Source organism: Streptomyces roseoviridis, assembly GCF_039535235.1.
GTDB lineage: Bacteria > Actinomycetota > Actinomycetes > Streptomycetales > Streptomycetaceae > Streptomyces > Streptomyces roseoviridis.
The window spans coordinates 4828038-4843823 of record NZ_BAAAWU010000001.1 but is presented as its reverse complement, the minus strand read 5'-3'; the positions used below and the strand labels follow the sequence as shown (position 1 = coordinate 4843823).

12 protein-coding genes and 1 pseudogene are annotated in these 15786 nt (G+C 73.8%); 7 read left to right on the top strand and 6 right to left on the bottom strand.

Annotated elements, in window-relative coordinates; translation table 11 throughout:
- Positions 1 to 81: 81 nt before the first annotated feature.
- The 3 genes from aspT (at position 82) to ABD954_RS21965 (ending at position 4615) form a co-directional block, all read left to right on the top strand.
- A complete protein-coding gene (gene aspT, locus ABD954_RS21975) occupies positions 82 to 1785 on the top strand; it encodes an aspartate-alanine antiporter (protein ID WP_345488090.1) in 1704 nt (567 codons plus the stop codon).
- A gap of 104 nt (positions 1786 to 1889) precedes the next feature.
- Positions 1890 to 3536: a bifunctional aspartate transaminase/aspartate 4-decarboxylase gene (locus ABD954_RS21970; RefSeq protein ID WP_345488088.1), complete on the top strand. Its 1647-nt coding sequence runs from the start codon at positions 1890 to 1892 to the stop codon at positions 3534 to 3536.
- 143 nt (positions 3537 to 3679) lie between these two features.
- Positions 3680 to 4615, top strand: a complete 936-nt coding sequence (locus ABD954_RS21965; RefSeq protein ID WP_345488086.1) for an alpha/beta fold hydrolase — start codon at positions 3680 to 3682, stop codon at positions 4613 to 4615.
- 18 nt (positions 4616 to 4633) lie between these two features.
- On the opposite strand, the gene ABD954_RS21960 is transcribed toward ABD954_RS21965, so the two are convergent.
- From ABD954_RS21960 to ABD954_RS21950, 3 genes and pseudogenes are all read right to left on the bottom strand, one after another.
- The gene (locus ABD954_RS21960; RefSeq protein WP_345488084.1) at positions 4634 to 6133 is read right to left on the bottom strand and encodes a glycoside hydrolase family 18 protein; all 1500 of its coding nucleotides are present in this window, start codon (positions 6131 to 6133) and stop codon (positions 4634 to 4636) included.
- Between the two features lie 187 nt (positions 6134 to 6320).
- The gene (locus ABD954_RS21955; protein WP_345488082.1) at positions 6321 to 7706 is read right to left on the bottom strand and encodes a sensor histidine kinase; all 1386 of its coding nucleotides are present in this window, start codon (positions 7704 to 7706) and stop codon (positions 6321 to 6323) included.
- Between the two features lie 128 nt (positions 7707 to 7834).
- Positions 7835 to 8530: pseudogene (locus tag ABD954_RS21950) on the bottom strand (response regulator transcription factor); the annotation flags it as partial.
- 34 nt (positions 8531 to 8564) lie between these two features.
- On the opposite strand from ABD954_RS21950, the gene ABD954_RS21945 reads away from it, so the two are divergent.
- On the top strand, positions 8565 to 9152 hold the full coding sequence (locus ABD954_RS21945) for a hypothetical protein (protein WP_345488078.1): 588 nt from the start codon (positions 8565 to 8567) through the stop codon (positions 9150 to 9152).
- A 28-nt stretch (positions 9153 to 9180) separates the two neighbouring features.
- Here ABD954_RS21945 and ABD954_RS21940 read toward each other — a convergent pair whose 3' ends face one another.
- Both ABD954_RS21940 and ABD954_RS21935 read right to left on the bottom strand, forming a co-directional pair.
- A complete protein-coding gene (locus ABD954_RS21940) occupies positions 9181 to 10047 on the bottom strand; it encodes a spermidine synthase (protein WP_345488076.1) in 867 nt (288 codons plus the stop codon).
- A 93-nt stretch (positions 10048 to 10140) separates the two neighbouring features.
- On the bottom strand, positions 10141 to 10614 hold the full coding sequence (locus tag ABD954_RS21935) for a hypothetical protein (protein WP_345488074.1): 474 nt from the start codon (positions 10612 to 10614) through the stop codon (positions 10141 to 10143).
- Between the two features lie 223 nt (positions 10615 to 10837).
- On the opposite strand from ABD954_RS21935, the gene ABD954_RS21930 reads away from it, so the two are divergent.
- Positions 10838 to 12130, top strand: a complete 1293-nt coding sequence (locus ABD954_RS21930; protein ID WP_345488072.1) for an NsdA family TPR-like regulatory protein — start codon at positions 10838 to 10840, stop codon at positions 12128 to 12130.
- A gap of 57 nt (positions 12131 to 12187) precedes the next feature.
- On the opposite strand, the gene ABD954_RS21925 is transcribed toward ABD954_RS21930, so the two are convergent.
- A complete protein-coding gene (locus ABD954_RS21925; RefSeq protein ID WP_345488070.1) occupies positions 12188 to 12781 on the bottom strand; it encodes a histidine phosphatase family protein in 594 nt (197 codons plus the stop codon).
- 204 nt (positions 12782 to 12985) lie between these two features.
- On the opposite strand from ABD954_RS21925, the gene ABD954_RS21920 reads away from it, so the two are divergent.
- Together ABD954_RS21920 and ABD954_RS21915 are read left to right on the top strand one after the other, a co-directional pair.
- Positions 12986 to 14134, top strand: a complete 1149-nt coding sequence (locus ABD954_RS21920; RefSeq protein WP_345488067.1) for a hypothetical protein — start codon at positions 12986 to 12988, stop codon at positions 14132 to 14134.
- Between the two features lie 61 nt (positions 14135 to 14195).
- The gene (locus ABD954_RS21915; RefSeq protein WP_345488064.1) at positions 14196 to 15779 is read left to right on the top strand and encodes a hypothetical protein; all 1584 of its coding nucleotides are present in this window, start codon (positions 14196 to 14198) and stop codon (positions 15777 to 15779) included.
- Positions 15780 to 15786: the final 7 nt, after the last annotated feature.

Sequence of the window (15786 nt, the reverse complement as noted above, 5' to 3'; positions counted from 1 at the left end):
GAGCCACCGGGGCCCCATGTGTCACCGGAATCGCCCGAGCCACCAGGGCCCCATGCGTCACCGGAGTGGACGGATCACCGCATGATCGATTTCCTGAACCGGAACGTCTTCCAGCCCCACCCCGAGCTGCTGATCTTCATCACCGTCGCCCTCGGCTTCCTCTTCGGCAAGCTCCGCTACAAGGCGATCGCGCTCGGTGCCGTGACGGGCTGCCTGGTGGCCGGACTGCTGCTCGGCGCCCAGTTCGAGATCACCATCGACGGCACGGTGAAGAACCTCTTCTTCACCCTCTTCCTCTTCGCCCTCGGCTACAAGGTCGGACCGCAGTTCTTCCGCGGCCTGAAGAAGGACGGTCTCCCGCAGGTCGTCAACGCCCTCGTCGTCTGCGTGACCGGGCTGCTCGTCTCCTGGGGCTTCGCGGCGATGCTCGGTTACGGCCCCGGCCTCTCGGCCGGACTGCTCGGGGGCGCCCTCACCCAGTCCGCGGTCATCGGTGTCGCCCAGGACGCCATCGGCAACCTTCCCGGCCTGTCCGCCGCCCAGGTGAGGAACGAGGAGAACCTCGTCGCCATCGGCTACGCGGTCACCTATCCGCTGGGGACGATCCTGTGCGCGATGCTCCTCGCCAACGTCCTGCCCCGGCTCTACAGGCGCGACCTGGCCGCCGAGTCGGCGCAGCTCGCCAAGGAGCTGGACGCGCCCGGGGACGATCCCGACCTGGCCGAGGGCTACTACGAGGTCGTGCTCCGCGCGTACCAGATGGACCACTCGCCGCTGGCCGGCCGGACCATCGAGGACTTCGAGAACCAACAGGAGGAGCTCGGCCACCGCATCTACATCACCCGGGTCCGGCGCGGCGGCCAGATCCTTCCGCACGACCAGCGGACCGTGCTGCGCTCGGGCGACGTCGTGGCCGTCAGCGCCCTGCGCGGCTCGCTCGTCGCCTTCGACGCCCGTACCCACATCGGCCCCGAGACCGACGACGTCGAACTGCTCGGCTACGAGACGGAGACGCTGCACGTGGTCGCCTCGGAGAAGGCGCAACTGGGCAGGACGATCGCGGAGCTGCGCCGGGAGCCCTTCATGGCCGGCGTGTACGTCGACAAGCTGTACCGCTCGGGTGCCGAGTTCCCCTACCGCCTCTCCACGCGCCTGGAGCGGGGCGACACGGTCGTCCTGACCGGCCCGCGCCGCCTGGTGGACCCGGCGGGCAGGGCCATCGGAAAGCCGGTGCCGACCTCCTTCGCCACCGACATGCTGTGGGTCGGTCTCGGTGTCTTCCTCGGCGGGTGCGTCGGCATCCCGGCGCTGACCGTGTCGGGCGTGCCGATCTCGCTCTCCACCTCCGGCGGCGCGCTCATCATGGGTCTGGTCTTCGGCTGGATCCGCGGCAAGTACCCGACGTACGGCAACGTCCCGCCGGGCGCCCAGTGGTTCATGGACACCCTGGGCCTGTGCCTGTTCGTGGCCGTCGTCGGCATCAACGCCGGGCCCAGCTTCACCAGCGGGCTCTCGACGGCCGGCTGGGGGCTGCTCGTCTGGGGCGCGGTGGCGACCGTGGCGCCGCTGATCGTGGGCTTCCTGGTCGGCCACTACATCCAGAAGATCCGCTTCCCGGTCCTGATGGGCGTGCTGGCCGGCGGTCAGACCACCACCGCGGCGATCGGCGCGATCAACGAGCAATCCCGCTCGCAGGTCCCGACGCTGGGCTACACGATCCCGTACGCGGTGGGGAACGTGCTGCTGACGATCTGGGGCGCGGTGATCGTCATCCTCCACCACTGATCCCTCCCCCGCCTCCCCCCTCCTTTCCTGTCTCCCTCTCCCCTCCCTGTCCCCCTTTCCCTTCCTTCTCCCGCTCCCTCCGACCCCCTCCGAGGAGTCCCGTCGTGCCGAAGACCAGCTTCACCCGTGACGAGATCAAGTCCTTCGCGCAGCTGTCGCCCTTCGAGCTGAAGGACAAGTTCATCCAGATCGCCACGTCGGCGCAGGCCGACGAGCCCGGCCAGAAGGGCAAGACGCAGGTCCAGATGCTCAACGCGGGCCGGGGCAACCCCAACTGGACGGCGACCGGACCCCGCGAGGCGTTCTACGCGCTCGGCTACTTCGCGCTCTCCGAGTCGCGGCGCGTGTGGACCGCCGACGACCTGGGCGGGATGCCGGAGCCGGCCGGCTCGGGCGCGCGGTTCGACGCCTTCGTACGGCAGCACCCGGACCTGCCGGGGATCGAACTGCTCCAGAAGTGCGTCGCGTACGCGGTCGACCGCTTCGGCTTCGACAAGGACGCCTTCGTGCACGAGCTCACCGACAGCTCGATCGGCGACAACTACCCGGTGCCGGACCGGATCCTCCCGCACACCGAGCGGATCGTCCGCGGCTACGTGGAGGACGAGCTGTTCGACGGGCGGCCGCCGGCCGGGACGATGTCGTACTTCGCGACCGAGGGCGGCACGGCGGCGATGTGCTACGTCTTCGACTCCCTGGTGAAGAACGGGATCCTGAAGAAGGGCGACAGGATCGCCCTGATGGTGCCGGTGTTCACGCCGTACATCGAGATCCCCGAGCTCGACACGTACGAGTTCGAGGTCGTCCCGATCGAGGCCTCGCTCTTCGCGGAGACGGGCGTCCGGGAGTGGCGCTATCCGACCGAGGAGGTCGCCAAGCTGGCCGACCCGTCGATCAGGCTGCTGTGCCTGGTCAACCCGTCCAACCCGCCCTCGCTGGCGCTGAGCGAGCGGGTCGCCGGCCAGATCAAGGAGATCGTCGCCACCAGCAACCCGAACCTGGTGATCGTGACGGACGACGTCTACGGCACCTTCGTGCCGGGCTTCCGCTCGATCGCCGCCGAACTGCCGCACCACACACTGCTCGTCTACTCGTACTCCAAGCACTACGGGGCGACGGGCTGGCGGCTCGGTGTGATCGGGCTCAACGACGACAACATGATCGACCGGATGATCGCGGAGCTTCCCGCGGCGGAGAAGGAGCGCCTGGCCAGACGGTACGGGACGCTGTCGCTCGAACCGGAGAAGATCCGTTTCGTCGACCGGATGGTCGCGGACTCGCGGCAGGTGGCGCTGAACCACACGGCCGGGCTCTCGCTGCCGCAGCAGGTGATGATGACGCTCTTCTCGCTCTTCGACATGCTGGAGGAGGGCCAGGCGTACAAGGAGAGGATCCGCGGGATCGTGCGCGGACGGCTCGACCTGCTCCTCGAAGGCGCCCAGATGAAGATCGCCGAGGACGGGCAGCGGGCCGGCTACTACATCGAGCTGGACCTGCTCGCGGAGGCGGAGCGGGTGCACGGCAAGGACTTCGCGGACTTCCTGGAGAAGAACTACGAGCCGGTGGACCCGCTGTTCCGGCTTGCCGAGCAGACGCGGGTGGTGCTGCTCAACGGCGGCGGCTTCGACGGGCCGCAGTGGTCGGTACGGGTGTCGCTGGCGAACCTGGACGACCTGGACTACCTGAAGATCGGCCACCACCTGCGGGCGATCTTCAACGACTACGCGGAGGAGTGGCGGGCGGCCCGCTAGGAACCCTCTCCTGTCTCTCTGTCTCTCTCTTCATTATTCTGTAGCGGGCGTTATGAAAGGTGGTACGGTGGGCATGTTGATTTCGTAGCGCCCGCTACAGAAATGGGAATCACGTGCGGGCGGGAGAGACGGGGGGACCCACCATGACCACATACGCCACGCCGCACGCCGGCACGCATGCCGCTCCGCCCGCCGGGGGACATGCCCCGGAGCAGTCCGCCCGGAAGGAGCCCGCGCGGGAGTCGCCCGCCGGGCAGCAGTCCGCGCGGGAGCCGCTGCCGCTGCTGCTCGCGCACGGCGCGGGCGGCGGCATCGAGGCCAACTTCGCCCCGGTCCGCGAGGCCCTGGCTGCAGGGGGACGCCGGGTCGTCGGCTTCGACCTGCCCGGCACGGGCGCCGCACCACGCGCGACGGCACCGCTCGACCTGGACGCGCTCGCCGACGGCCTCGTCGCCGCGGCCGACGCGGCGGGGGCGGCACGGTTCGCCGTCGCCGGGTACTCACTGGGGTCGGCCGTCGCCGTACGGGCCGCCACCCGGCACCCCGAGCGCGTGTCGGCGCTCGTCCTCACCGCCCCCTTCGCCCTGGCCGACCACGCCCTGCGCCAGACCGCCCTCCTGTGGCGGGACCTCGCGGACGGCGACCGGCCCGAGCTGCTGGCCCGCCTCCTGGTCCCGCTCGCCTTCGGTGCGGCCACGCTGGAGGCGTTGACCACCGAGGCCGTCGAGGCCGCCGTCCGCCTCACCGCCGAGTCGATCCCGCCGGGCAGCGCCGACCACGCCGACCTGGTGGCCCGCGCGGACGTCCGGGCCGACCTGCCCCGCCTGACCGTGCCGACCCTCGTCGTCTCCACCACCGAGGACCGCCTGGTCTCGCCCGCCCTCCACCGCGGGGTCGCCGCGTCCATACCGGGCGCCCGCCTGACGGAACTGGCCACGGGCCACGCTCCTTTCGCGGAGAACCCGGAGGCGTGGGGGAAGCTGATGGCCGAGTTCCTGGAGCACGCCGGACGACAGGAGGACGCGCCCCGGCCGGGGGTGGGGTGGCTCCGGCCGGAGCGCGCCGTACGGGGCCGGTGAACCGGCCGGCGGGGGTGGCTACTTGTAAGCGGCGAAGGCCCGGGTGAAGGCCAGCGGCTGCTGCAGGATCGAGGAGCAGGTGGCGTCCGCGTAGTTCACCGCTCCGGCCGCGCACTGCTTGTCGCGGGTCGAGGACCACATCGACAGCCAGCCGATGCCCTTCGACTTCGCGAAGTCGACGAGCTGGGTGGCGTCGTCGACCTTGAAGACCTCGGACACGACGTCGTTGACACCGATCATCGGGGTGACGGCGACGGCCTTCCACGCGGCCGCGTCGGACAGGTCGAGGACGCCCTTGATCTGCGCCTGGGTCGCGGTGGCGGCCGAGATCGCGTACTGGCCCATGTCACCGCTGTAGGCCGGCCCGTAGTCCATGGCCATGATGTTCACGGTGTCGACGCGGACCCCGTTCCGCCGGGCGTCGGCGAGCAGGTCGACGCCGGGCTGGGTCAGGCCCTCGGGCATGACCGGCAGGGTGAAGGAGACGTTCAGGCCCGGGTGGGATTTCTGCAGCTGGGCGATGGCCTGGGCGCGGCGCGTGTTGGCGGCCGTGTCCGGCAGGGCGGCGCCCTCGATGTCGAAGTCGACCTTGGTGAGCTTGTAGTGGTCGATGACCTTGCCGTACGCGGCGGCGAGGGCCGTGGACGTGGAGCAGTTCAGGGCGAGTTCGTGACCGGCCGCGCCGCCGAAGGAGACCCGGACGTCACCGCCCTTGGCGCGCAGGGCACCGATCTGGGCGGCCACCTTGTCGGAGGCGAGGTCGGTGACGCCGCCCCACAGCGGAGCGCAGCTGCCTCCGGAGGTGATGAAGGCGAGGTTGAACTCCTTCACACCGGTCTGGTCGGCCGTGGAGAGCAGGTCGTAGGCGGGATGGAGGGAAGTGTCGACGTACGGGGCGTAGCGGGCGGCCGTGCCGGGCGCGGGGGTGGCCGTGGAGGTGGGAACGGGCGTCGGGGTGGGGCTCGCGGTCGCCGTCCGGGTGGCGGTGGGCGTGGGCGTGCTCGGCGTGGGGACGGCGGTCGGGGTGGGCTGCCCGGTGGGGCGGCCGCTGGGAGTGGGGGTGGCTCCGCCGGCGGAGCAGGCGGCCTTGTTGATGCGGCAGTCGACGGGGTCGCCGGCCGTGCCGGAGGCGGAGGTCACGAAGCCGACGGTGACGGACTGGCCGGGGGCGAGCTGCCGGTTCCAGCTGGCGGGGGTCACGGTGACGTGACGGCCGGAGACGGTGTGTTCGCCGTTCCAGAGGGAGCCGATCGTGGTGCCCTCGGGCAGGTCGAACTCCAGCGTCCAGCCCCCCGACTGGACGGTGGAAGTCTCGTTGGTGATCACGTACTGGCCGGTGTAGCCGCCGGTCCAGGAGCTGGTCCTGGTGTAGGCGGCGCCGACGGCAGCGGCCTGGGCGGTCCCGGAGAACGCGAAGGCCGCGCCGCCGATCACCGCGGCGGCGACGACCGCGCCGACGACCTTGGTCCTGCCGCTCGTCCTGCGCCGGTGCGAAGTCCGCTGCGCGTTGCTGCCCATCGCGTGCCTGCCTCTGTGTGCCGGGGGTGGGGTGGTGGGGTGCGGCAGCACGCTAGCGACAGGGAAACGGACAAATGCCCACCAGGAGGGCCGGGTTGAGGATTCTTAGGCTCCGCTTAAGGCAGCCATCGGAACGATTAAAGGTTGGGGTGCGGACGGGTCCCGAACGGCGGCCGCCCGGCGCCGGTCAGTTCTTCTGGCGGCGGGTGGCGGTCCTGCGGGCGCGTCGGCCGGCGGTGCCGGTCGTGCGCCGGCCGTCGAGACCGATCCAGATGCGGACCTCGGTGCCGCCGAGCACCGAGTGCCCGATCCGCACGTCGCCGCCGGTGGCCTCGGCCATCCGCCGCACGATGTCGAGGCCGAGCCCGGTGGAGCCGTCCCGGCCGCTGCCCGCGCCGCGGGCGAGGGCGGCGGCGGGATCGGGGATGCCCGGTCCGGCGTCCGAGACCAGGATGATCACGGCGTCGTCGCCGTTGTGGAGGTCGACCGAGAAGGCGGTGCCCTCCGGGGTGTGCCGGAAGACGTTGCCGAGCAGGGCGTCGAGCGCGGCCACGAGTTCGGGCCGGGCGACCGGGATCCGCACCGGCCGCTCGAGGCCCGCGACCCGGACCTTGCGGTCCTCGTCCTCGGCGAGGGCCGACCAGAAGCCCATCCGCTCGCGCACGACCTCCGCGGCGTCGCAGCCGATGACCGGGCCGGCGGCCTGGGTCTGCGGCTTCGCCTCCCGCGCGGTACGGATGATCGTGTCGACCTCGCGCTCCAGCTGCTCGACCGCGGCCCGGGTCTGGTCGGCCGCCGGGCCGGAGCCCAGGGAGGCCGCGTTGAGCCGCAGCACGGTCAGGGGGGTGCGCAGCCGGTGGGAGAGGTCGGCGGCCAGTTCCCGTTCGTTGGCGAGGAGCTGGACGACCTGGTCGGCCATCGAGTTGAAGGCGACGGCGGCCGACTTGAGCTCCGGCGGCCCCTCCTCCCGCACCCGGGCGCCGAGTTTGCCCTCGCCCAGCTCGTGGGCGGCGCGGGCGAGCCGCTGGGCGGGCTGGACCATCCTGAGGCCGAGCCGGTCGGCGACGGCCACGGAGCCGACGATCAGGGCGAGGCCGACCGCGGCCAGGACCAGCCAGGCGGTGGCGACCCCGTTGGACACCTCGCCCTCGGGGACGAAGAGTTCCACGATCGCGACACGCCCGGAGCTGACGGCTGTCGGCTGGAGCAGCGCGGAGCCGCCCGGCACCTCGGCGATGGTCGCCCGGCCGAGCGCCCGGGTGGTGGCCAGGTCCTCGTCGCTGACCCGGCTGCTGCCGATCTCCTCGCCCCTGCCGTCCGGCTCACCGGCGGCCGGCAGGTGGACGGCGAGCCGGCCCTCGGCTCCGTCGTCGGTGGTGGCGACGGCCCGCTCCAGCTGCCGGCGGTCGGTGGTGATGGCGAGGACCGGTGCGAGACCGGCGGCGCGGCGCTCGGCGTTGGAGAACGCCCGGTCGCGGGCCATCTCCTTGACCACCAGGCCGAGCGGTACGGCGAACGCGACGACGACCATGACGGTCACGGCCAGCGACACCTTGACGAGCGCCCATCTCACGGCCGGGACTCCCGGTGCGCCGGGGGCTCCGGGTGCACCTGCGGCAGCTGGTGCACCTGGTGCTCCTGCGGCAGTTGGTGCACCTGGTGCTCCTGGGGCGGCCGGTGCTCCTCCGACAGCTGGTGTTCCTGGGGTTCCTGCGGCGGCTCCAGCTTCACGCCCACCCCGCGCAGGGTGTGCAGGTAGCGCGGCCGGGCGGCCGTCTCGCCCAACTTCCGCCGCAGCCACGACAGGTGGACGTCGATGGTCTGGTCGTCCCCGTACGACTGCTGCCACACCTCGGCGAGCAGCTCCTTGCGCGACACGACCACTCCCGGCCGCCCCGCGAGAAAGGCCAGCAGGTCGAACTCGCGGCGGGTCAGGTCGAGGGGGGTGCCGTCGAGCGCCGCCTGACGGCGCAGCGGGTCAATGGCGAGGCCGCCGACCCGGATCTCCCGCGAGGGCGGTGCCTCACCGGCGGCCGACCGGGCCCGCCGCAGCACGGCGGCCATCCGGGCGGACAGGTGTTCCACCGAGAACGGCTTGGTCAGGTAGTCGTCCGCGCCGTCGTTGAGCAGCCGGACGATCTCCGTCTCGTCGTCGCGGGCCGTCGCGATGATCACCGGTACGTCGGTGATCCCGCGCAGCATCTTCAGCGCCTCGGCGCCGTCCAGGTCGGGCAGTCCGAGGTCGAGGACGACCACGTCGAAACGGTGATGGGCGACCTCGCGCAGCGCCTCCAGGGCCGTGCCGACGCTCCTCACGGTGTGGGAGGCCTCGGTCAGGTGCCGGATGAGGGCGGAGCGCACGAACTGGTCGTCCTCGACCACGAGCACACTTGCCATGGGCGGCACCGTACGCCATTCGGGGGATGGCAGGATGAGCCGGATGCGAAGAGGACTGGTTCACGTGCTGGCGTGGTCGCTCGCCACCGGCGCGGCCGTCACGCTCTCCTGGTGGGGCGTGCACACGGTGCTGTCCGGCACGGTCTACGACCCGCCCCGCGCCCTTCCCATCCCCGCCGGCACGACCGCCGCAGCGGACTCCGCCGGCAGCGGCGCCGACCCCCTGGCCTCCTCGACGCACAGCGCCCGCCCCTCCTCCCCGACACCGTCGCCGCGGGCGAGCACCGCCCGCCCGGCGACGTCGCCGTCCGCCACCCCCTCCCCCCGGCCCACCGACCCGAGGACCGCGACGAGCAGTCCGGGCGGCGGCCCGGACGCCACCGGCGGCAGCGGTGGCAGCGGAAACGTCAAGAGTTACGGCACGGACGGCGGCCGGGTCGTCTTCGACCTGGGGCCCTCCTCGGCCGAGCTGGTCTCCGCCACGCCCGGCGCGGGCTGGCAGATGCAGGTGTGGAAGCAGCCGACCTGGATCCGGGTGACCTTCACCAAGGACGGCCGGGAGATCTCCGTGTTCTGCGTGTGGCACGACACGGCGCCCCGCGTGGAGATCGAGGAGCGCTGACCCGCCCGCGGAAGGCTCGCCGGAGGGCTCAGCGGAAGACGGACGCGGGCGGTACGGGAGAGGGCTTGGCGCTGGCGTCCGTGACCGGCGTCGCGCCGCCGGTGAAGTCGGCGAGCGCCCGCCCGTGCTCGACCCGCCCCGGGTGCGGGTCGGTCGCCACCCGGCGGGTCAGCTCGGCCACCGGCAGCTCCCGGTCCGAGGCGAGCAGCACCGCGTTGCCGAAGCGGCGCCCGCGCAGGACGGTCGGGTCGGCGGCGAGCGCCAGTTCGGGGAAGACGGTGGCGGCGGTGGCGATCTGGCCGCGCAGATGAGCCAGCGGCGGGCCGTCGGCGAGGTTGGCCGCGTAGAAGCCGCCGGGCCGCAGCACCCTCCGCACCTCGGCCAGGAACTCCGTGCTGGTCAGGTGCGCGGGCGTCCGGGCTCCGCTGAAGACGTCGGCGATGATCAGGTCCGCCCAGCCGTCCTGGACCTTGCCGAGCCCGGCGCGGGCGTCGGTGGAGCGGACCCGGATCCGGGCGGCGGCGTCGAGCGGCAGCTCCCGCCGGACCAGCTGCACCAGCGGGGCGTCGAGCTCGACGATCTGCTGGGTGGAGCGCGGGCGGGTGGCCGCGACGTACCGGGCGAGCGTGAAGGCGCCGCCGCCGAGGTGCACGACCTGGATCGGCTTGTTCGGCGGGGCGGCGAGATCGGCGATGTGACCGAGGCGCCGCTGGTACTCGAAGGAGAGGTGGGCGGGGTCGTCGAGGTCGACGTGCGACTGCGGCGCGCCGTCGATGAGCAGCGTCCACCCGCGGGGGCGCTCCCGGTCGGGTATGAGTTCGGCCAGTCCGCCGTCGACGGTCTCCACGACCGCGACGGCTCCCGCCGCCCGTTCCCGCTGCTTGTTCCTTGCCACGAGCCCATTATCGGCGCAGGGGGAAATCACCCGCCCGACGAGCCCCGGCGCGCGCGGCGCGGCCCGGATCCGGGCCGATCGGCAAGGCGCCCGCTAGTGGCAGCTGTCCGCCGCTTCGATCAGGCGGGCCGCCTGGCCCAGGGCCTCGCGCAGCATCGTGGGGTCGGTGACCTGGCCGTCGTCGCCGGGCGGCAGCAGCCAGTCGGCCGGGCGGGTGGTGGCGCCGTCGGGGCCGGGGAGCTCCGGCAGTTCCGGCAGCCGCAGCCCGCGGCCGTCCGTCCTCGTACAGGCGCTGCCCGGCATGTCCCAGGCCGCGGCCGTGCCGGGCGGCACCAGGAAGCCGAGGGTGTCGCAGGCGCCGTCGTGCAGGACCGGGCCGACCGCCGGGGCGCCGCCGCGGCGCAGGATGTCCACGGCCTCCAGGCCCTGCCGGGCGGGCACGGTCACCAGGTCACAGGGCTCGGCGGCGAAGGCGCGGGACGCGGGGGACGCGCTGGCGTCCTGTGTGGGCGTGTGCCGCTCGGTCGACTGCGATCCGGTCACCCCGATCGCTCCGGTCTCCACCATGGGACCCCTCCTCGCTCCTGAGGAGACACGTTCCGTCTCTCCGCATGGTTCAACGCCCGTGCGCGTCAACGGCTACGGCGGCACGCCGCCGCAAAGGATGGCAGTTCATGGCAGATCGCGGGCGAGATATCCGATTTGTTGCCAAACCCTGCGTGCGCGAGTGGTCACAGCAGGTACGTTCTTGCCCGCCGGAACACCGGCAGCACCAGGAGAGGGCTCGGCCATGGCGTTGTCACGGGCAGTTCCCAATCTCGCCTTCCGCAGGCTCCGCGGGCAGCGCTCACCGGCGGAGTTCGCCGCGCAGGTCCGCAGGGCGGCGCGGGAGATCGGCGAGCAGGTCGCTTGCGACGCCCGCTACATCGGGCGCGTCGAGGCGGGTGAGATCCGCTGCCCGAACTACGCGTACGAGCGGGTCTTCCTGCACATGTTCCCCGGACTCAGCCTGGCCGACCTGGGGTTCTCGGCGCGGGAGGCCGTGCGCGGCCGGCGCCCGGCCGCCGTGACGGCGGCCGGGGGGCCGCCGCCCCTCGCCATCACCACCCGGAACGATGAGGAGAGCGACGTGCTGCGTCGCGCGTTCATGACCGGCGGCACCGTCACCGTGGCGGCCGCCTCGCTGGGACTCGGCGGCACCGCCGCCGCCGTCCCCGCCCCCCGGGGCGTCCACCGTGTCGGCGACGCCGAGGTCCGCGCCGTCGAGGACGCGGTGCGGCAGATCCGGCTGCTCGACGACCGGCACGGCGCCGACGGCCTCTACCGGCGGGCCACCCAGCCGCTGCGCACCGCCTACGCCCTGCTCGACGCGGGCGTCACCGCCCGCCGCTCCACCGCCGACCGGCTGCACCACGGCGCGGGCGAGCTGGCCATCTCCGTCGGCTGGCTCGCCCACGACTCGGGCCGCCTCGACGACGCCCGCTCCCACTACGCCGAGGCACTGGCCACCGCCCGGGTGGCGGGCGACGCGGCCCTCGAAGCGCACGCCTTCTGCAACACGTCGTTCCTGGCCAGGGACTCGGGGCGGTACCGGGAGGCGGTACGGGCCGCGCAGGCCGGGCTGCGGGCCGCCGAGCCGCTCGGCTCCGCCCGGCTGCTCGCCCTGCTCACCCTGCGGGAGGCGGGGGCCTGGGCCGGTCTCGGCGACCGCTCCGCCTGCGCGCAGGCCCTCGGCCGGGCCCACGCCTTCTTCGAGCGCGGCCCCGGCGACCGCGACCCCGAGTGGATGTCCTTCTTCGGCGAGCCGGAACTCCAGGCCCTGGAGGCCCAGTGCTGGTCGCTGCTCGGCGACTGGTCCCGCGCGGCCCGCCACGCCCGGCGCGCCACGGTCCTGCAGAACCCCCACTTCGCCCGCAACCTGGCCCTCTACCGGGCTCAGCTCGCCGGCGACCTGGCGCACGCGGGCCGCCCCGAGGAGGCCGCGGCGGAGGTCCAGCGGGTGGAGGAGTCCCTCGGCGGCGTCGAGTCCGCCCGCATCCGGCGGATGCTGGCGGAGACCCGCCGGGTCCTCGCCTCGTACTGACCCGCCGGGGCCGGTCCGCGTCCCGCCGCCGCGGCGGGAACCACCGGCGGGGGCCGCCTACTCCAGGTGACCGGTGTCGTTCCAGCGCTCGATCGCCGGGGCACCGTACGCCCAGCCCAGGACCGACAGGCTGGTCGGGTCGAGGCGGATGCGGGCGCCGAAGGAGATGTCCTCGCCCAGCCAGCGGGCGCCGATGGTGCGCAGGATGTGGCCGTGCGCGAAGACGAGGACGTCCCGGTCGGCCGAGCGGGCCCACTCCACCACCTCGTCGGCGCGGGCCGAGACGTCGGCGCGCGTCTCCCCCTTGGGGACGCCGTCGCGCCATATCAGCCAGCCGGGACGGAGCTCCTGGATCTGCGCCGGGGTCAGTCCCTCGTAGGCGCCGTAGTCCCACTCCATCAGCGCGTCCCAGTGCTCCGCCCTCGCGCCGAAACCGGCCAGCTCGCAGGTCTCCCGCGCCCGCGCCAGCGGGCTGGTGCGCACCTCGACGCCCTCCAGGCCGGCCCACGGGCCGCGGCCGAGGCGCTCGCCGAGGAGCTTGGCGCCGCGCCGGCCCTCGTCCAGCAGAGGGATGTCGGTCCTGCCGGTGTGACGGCCGAGCAGCGACCACTCGGTCTGGCCGTGCCGGGCGAGCAGGATGCGCGGTGCCATGAAGGCTCTCCAGGGGTCCACGGAACAAGTGCACCTCCATCATCGCCCACCCGTCCCGCGGCCGAACGCGCGGTGACCGCCGGGCGACGTCCGCCCGACGGGCGGCCCGCGGCGTGCGGCGGCGGCGCGTGCGCGACGGGATGTTCAGGGGCGAATGCCGCCGAAACCCCCCGCTTGTCAGTGGCGGATGGGAGACTTCCGCGGGTGAGCGCATCCCTGGGCGGCGGCCCGCACCGGCCGCCGCAGACGACACTCCGGCATCGGCTCGCCGAGCTGCGCGGACCGGCCCTGGTGCCGCGTCCGCTGGACGCGCGGGCACTGGCCGCGCTGGCCGCCAATCCCGGCTGCCGGCGGCGGGCGATCCTGGACGGCGCCGGGGTCGACAAGACCGCGCTCGCCGCGAAGCTGGGCGCCCCCTCGGGCTTCGGCCAGTCGCAGTTCGCGATCGCCCGGGGCAACGCGTTCGAGGCGAAGGTGAAGGCGGACGGCGGCCGTGAGCTGCTGCGGCTGCTCGGCATCGAGGAGCCGTCCCAGGTGGACCTGCCGGAGCTCGCGGCGGCCGGGCCCGAGGGCCGGGCGGCCCGCACGGCCCTCGCGCTGCGGGAGGCGACGGCGGCCGGTCGCTGGGCGCTCCTCGACCATCCGATGCTGGCCCTGGAGGTCGCCGGCTCGCCGGTCTATCTGGAGCCCGACGCGGTGGTGGTCCGCCCCGACGGGCGGTGGACGGTCGTGGAGATCAAGTCCTTCCCGATGATCGACGGTTCCGCCGACGCGTCGAAGGTGGGCGCGGCGGCCCGGCAGGCGGCGGTGTACGTGCTCGCCCTGGAGCGGGTCGCGGCCCTCACGGACGGCGCGGCGGTGGCCCACACGGTGCTGCTGGTGTGCCCCAAGGACTTCTCCAACCTGCCGACGGCCTCGGCGGTGGACGTCCGCAAGCAGCTGTCGGTGACCCGGCGCCAGCTCTCCCGGCTCACCCGGATCGAGGAGATCGCGGAGGCGCTGCCCGAGGGCGTGACGTTCGACGTGGCGGAGTGCTCGGCCGAGGAGCTGGCGGCGGCGGTGGAGTGCGTGCCGCACGCGTACGCGCCGGAGTGCCTGGCCGCCTGCGAGCTGGCCTTCCACTGCCGGGAGCGGGCGCGGGCCGCCGACGTGGTCGCGACGCTCGGCCGCTCGGTGCGGGGCGAGCTGGGCGGCCTGACGACGATCGGCGCGGTCCTGGCGGCGGCGCGGGGCGAGTCGGGCGACCCCGACGACCCGGCGGTCGCGGCGCTGCGCCGGGCGCGGGCGCTGCGGGCCGAGGCGCTGGAGGCGGCGGCCCGGATGCCGGAGGAGGCCGTCGAGTGCGCGTCCTGACCAGCCGTCCCCCCGGCCCGCACAGCGGTCTGCCGCGCGCCACCGCCGAGGAGGCCCTCGCATGTCGCTGATCTCCACGCTGGCCCGGATGGAGGCCGTCGAGGCGGGCCGGGCCCAGCCGCTGGCCACCGTGCGCCACCGGCACCTGTCCGGTCGGCCCCTGGTCCTCGTGCCGCTCACCACCTCGGGCGAGGCGGGTGCGCCGCTCGGGGCCCTGGTGGGCACGGACCCGGCGGAGCCCCGGCTGCTCGTCGTACCGCAGCCGCGCGACCGCGACCTGCGGTTCGCGTTCCTCGCCGAGCTGGCCGACGAGATCCTGCCGTACGTCGACTCCTTCACCGGGGACGTCGAGGCGGCGGAGAGGAACGAGACCGACCCGGAGACCGGGAAGAAGGTCAAGGTCGAGGTCGAGCTGTGCGCGGACGCGCCGCAGGTGGTGGTGCCGAGCCGGGCGGGCATCGAGTACGTGCGGCTGCTCGGCAGGTCGACCCGGTTCCGGCGGACGGCGGAGCAGGACCCGGACACGCCCTTCCCGGCGCCGCCCCGGGTGCCGCTGCTCGGCCGCTGGCTGACCCATTTCGGCGAGCGGGCGCGGGTGCCGGGATCCTCGCTGCTCGTCGCGGCGACGGACCTGCTGAACCGGCACTGGGCCACCGGCCAGTCCTCGCTCGAGGACCAGCACCTGGGCGCGCTGCTCGCCTGGATCGACCCGCCCGCCGGCGGGACGGGCGCCGAGGCGGCGCTGCGCGCCGAGCTCGCGCGGGACGCGCGGGGACAGCTGCTGTGCCCGCCGGCGGGTCCGGCGACCGATCCGGCCTTCGACAACAAGCTGCTCGCCCCGGCGATCGAGGACTACGACCGGGCCCGGCAGGCGCTCGGCGCGGCCGAGGACGGCGGGGCGGCGGAGGACGGGCTCGCCGCGCTGCACCGGGCCGAGCGGGAGGTCCGCCGGCTGGTCCTGTCGCAGCTGGAGCCCACGTGGGAGGCGGTGTGGCGGGCGCTCGGCCTGCTGCGGGAGCTGCCGGAGGGTGCGCGGGTCGCCGAGCGCTGGACGCGTGACCGCTGGTCGTTCACCGGGCACCGGGACCGGATCGCGGCGGGCGAGCCGCCGCAGCCGCGCCGGGACGACGCGGTGACCGCCGCGCAGAAGCTGGCCGCGCGCGAGCAGGCGCAGGGCAGGCTGGAGGCGCAGGAGGCGCTGGACGACCCGCTGGTGATGGCGGGGCGGCGGCTGTCGGGCGAGGCGTTCGTCGCGGAGGTCGTCGACGTCGCCATGGCGTACACGGAGAAGAACCGCCCCCGCCCGCTGCTGACGGTCCGCACGGACGACCGGCCGCACCTGGGTGCCGGGGTGAAGGTGTACCGCTCGCTGGACGCCCGGCCGCAGACGGCCGAGTTCGTGGAGCACGAGCCCGACGGGTCCCTGGTGCTGCGGCTGCTGGACAAGATGGGCCGCTCGAAGGAGCCCGCGGAGGGCTCGGTGCCGGAGAAGGGCGAGCGGATCGTCTGGACGCTGTTCGAGCACGACCAGCGGGTGGGCGCCACGCTGCCGGACCCGGAGGAGACCCCCTGGACCCACGGTGGTCCGCCGCGCGCGGACGCCGTCGAACCGCCCGATGCCATCACCCCCGAGGACGTGCTGTGAGCCCCCG

Bases quoted from the DNA above. Each gene is read 5' to 3' on its own strand.
- ABD954_RS21915 (WP_345488064.1), top strand. From the start codon at position 14,196: ATGTCGCTGATCTCCACGCTGGCCCGGATGGAGGCCGTCGAGGCGGGC.
- ABD954_RS21930 (WP_345488072.1), top strand. From the start codon at position 10,838: ATGGCGTTGTCACGGGCAGTTCCCAATCTCGCCTTCCGCAGGCTCCGC.
- ABD954_RS21945 (WP_345488078.1), top strand. From the start codon at position 8,565: ATGAGCCGGATGCGAAGAGGACTGGTTCACGTGCTGGCGTGGTCGCTC.
- ABD954_RS21935 (WP_345488074.1), bottom strand. From the start codon at position 10,614: ATGGTGGAGACCGGAGCGATCGGGGTGACCGGATCGCAGTCGACCGAG.
- ABD954_RS21925 (WP_345488070.1), bottom strand. From the start codon at position 12,781: ATGGCACCGCGCATCCTGCTCGCCCGGCACGGCCAGACCGAGTGGTCG.
- ABD954_RS21965 (WP_345488086.1), top strand. From the start codon at position 3,680: ATGACCACATACGCCACGCCGCACGCCGGCACGCATGCCGCTCCGCCC.
- ABD954_RS21960 (WP_345488084.1), bottom strand. From the start codon at position 6,133: ATGGGCAGCAACGCGCAGCGGACTTCGCACCGGCGCAGGACGAGCGGC.
- aspT (WP_345488090.1), top strand. From the start codon at position 82: ATGATCGATTTCCTGAACCGGAACGTCTTCCAGCCCCACCCCGAGCTG.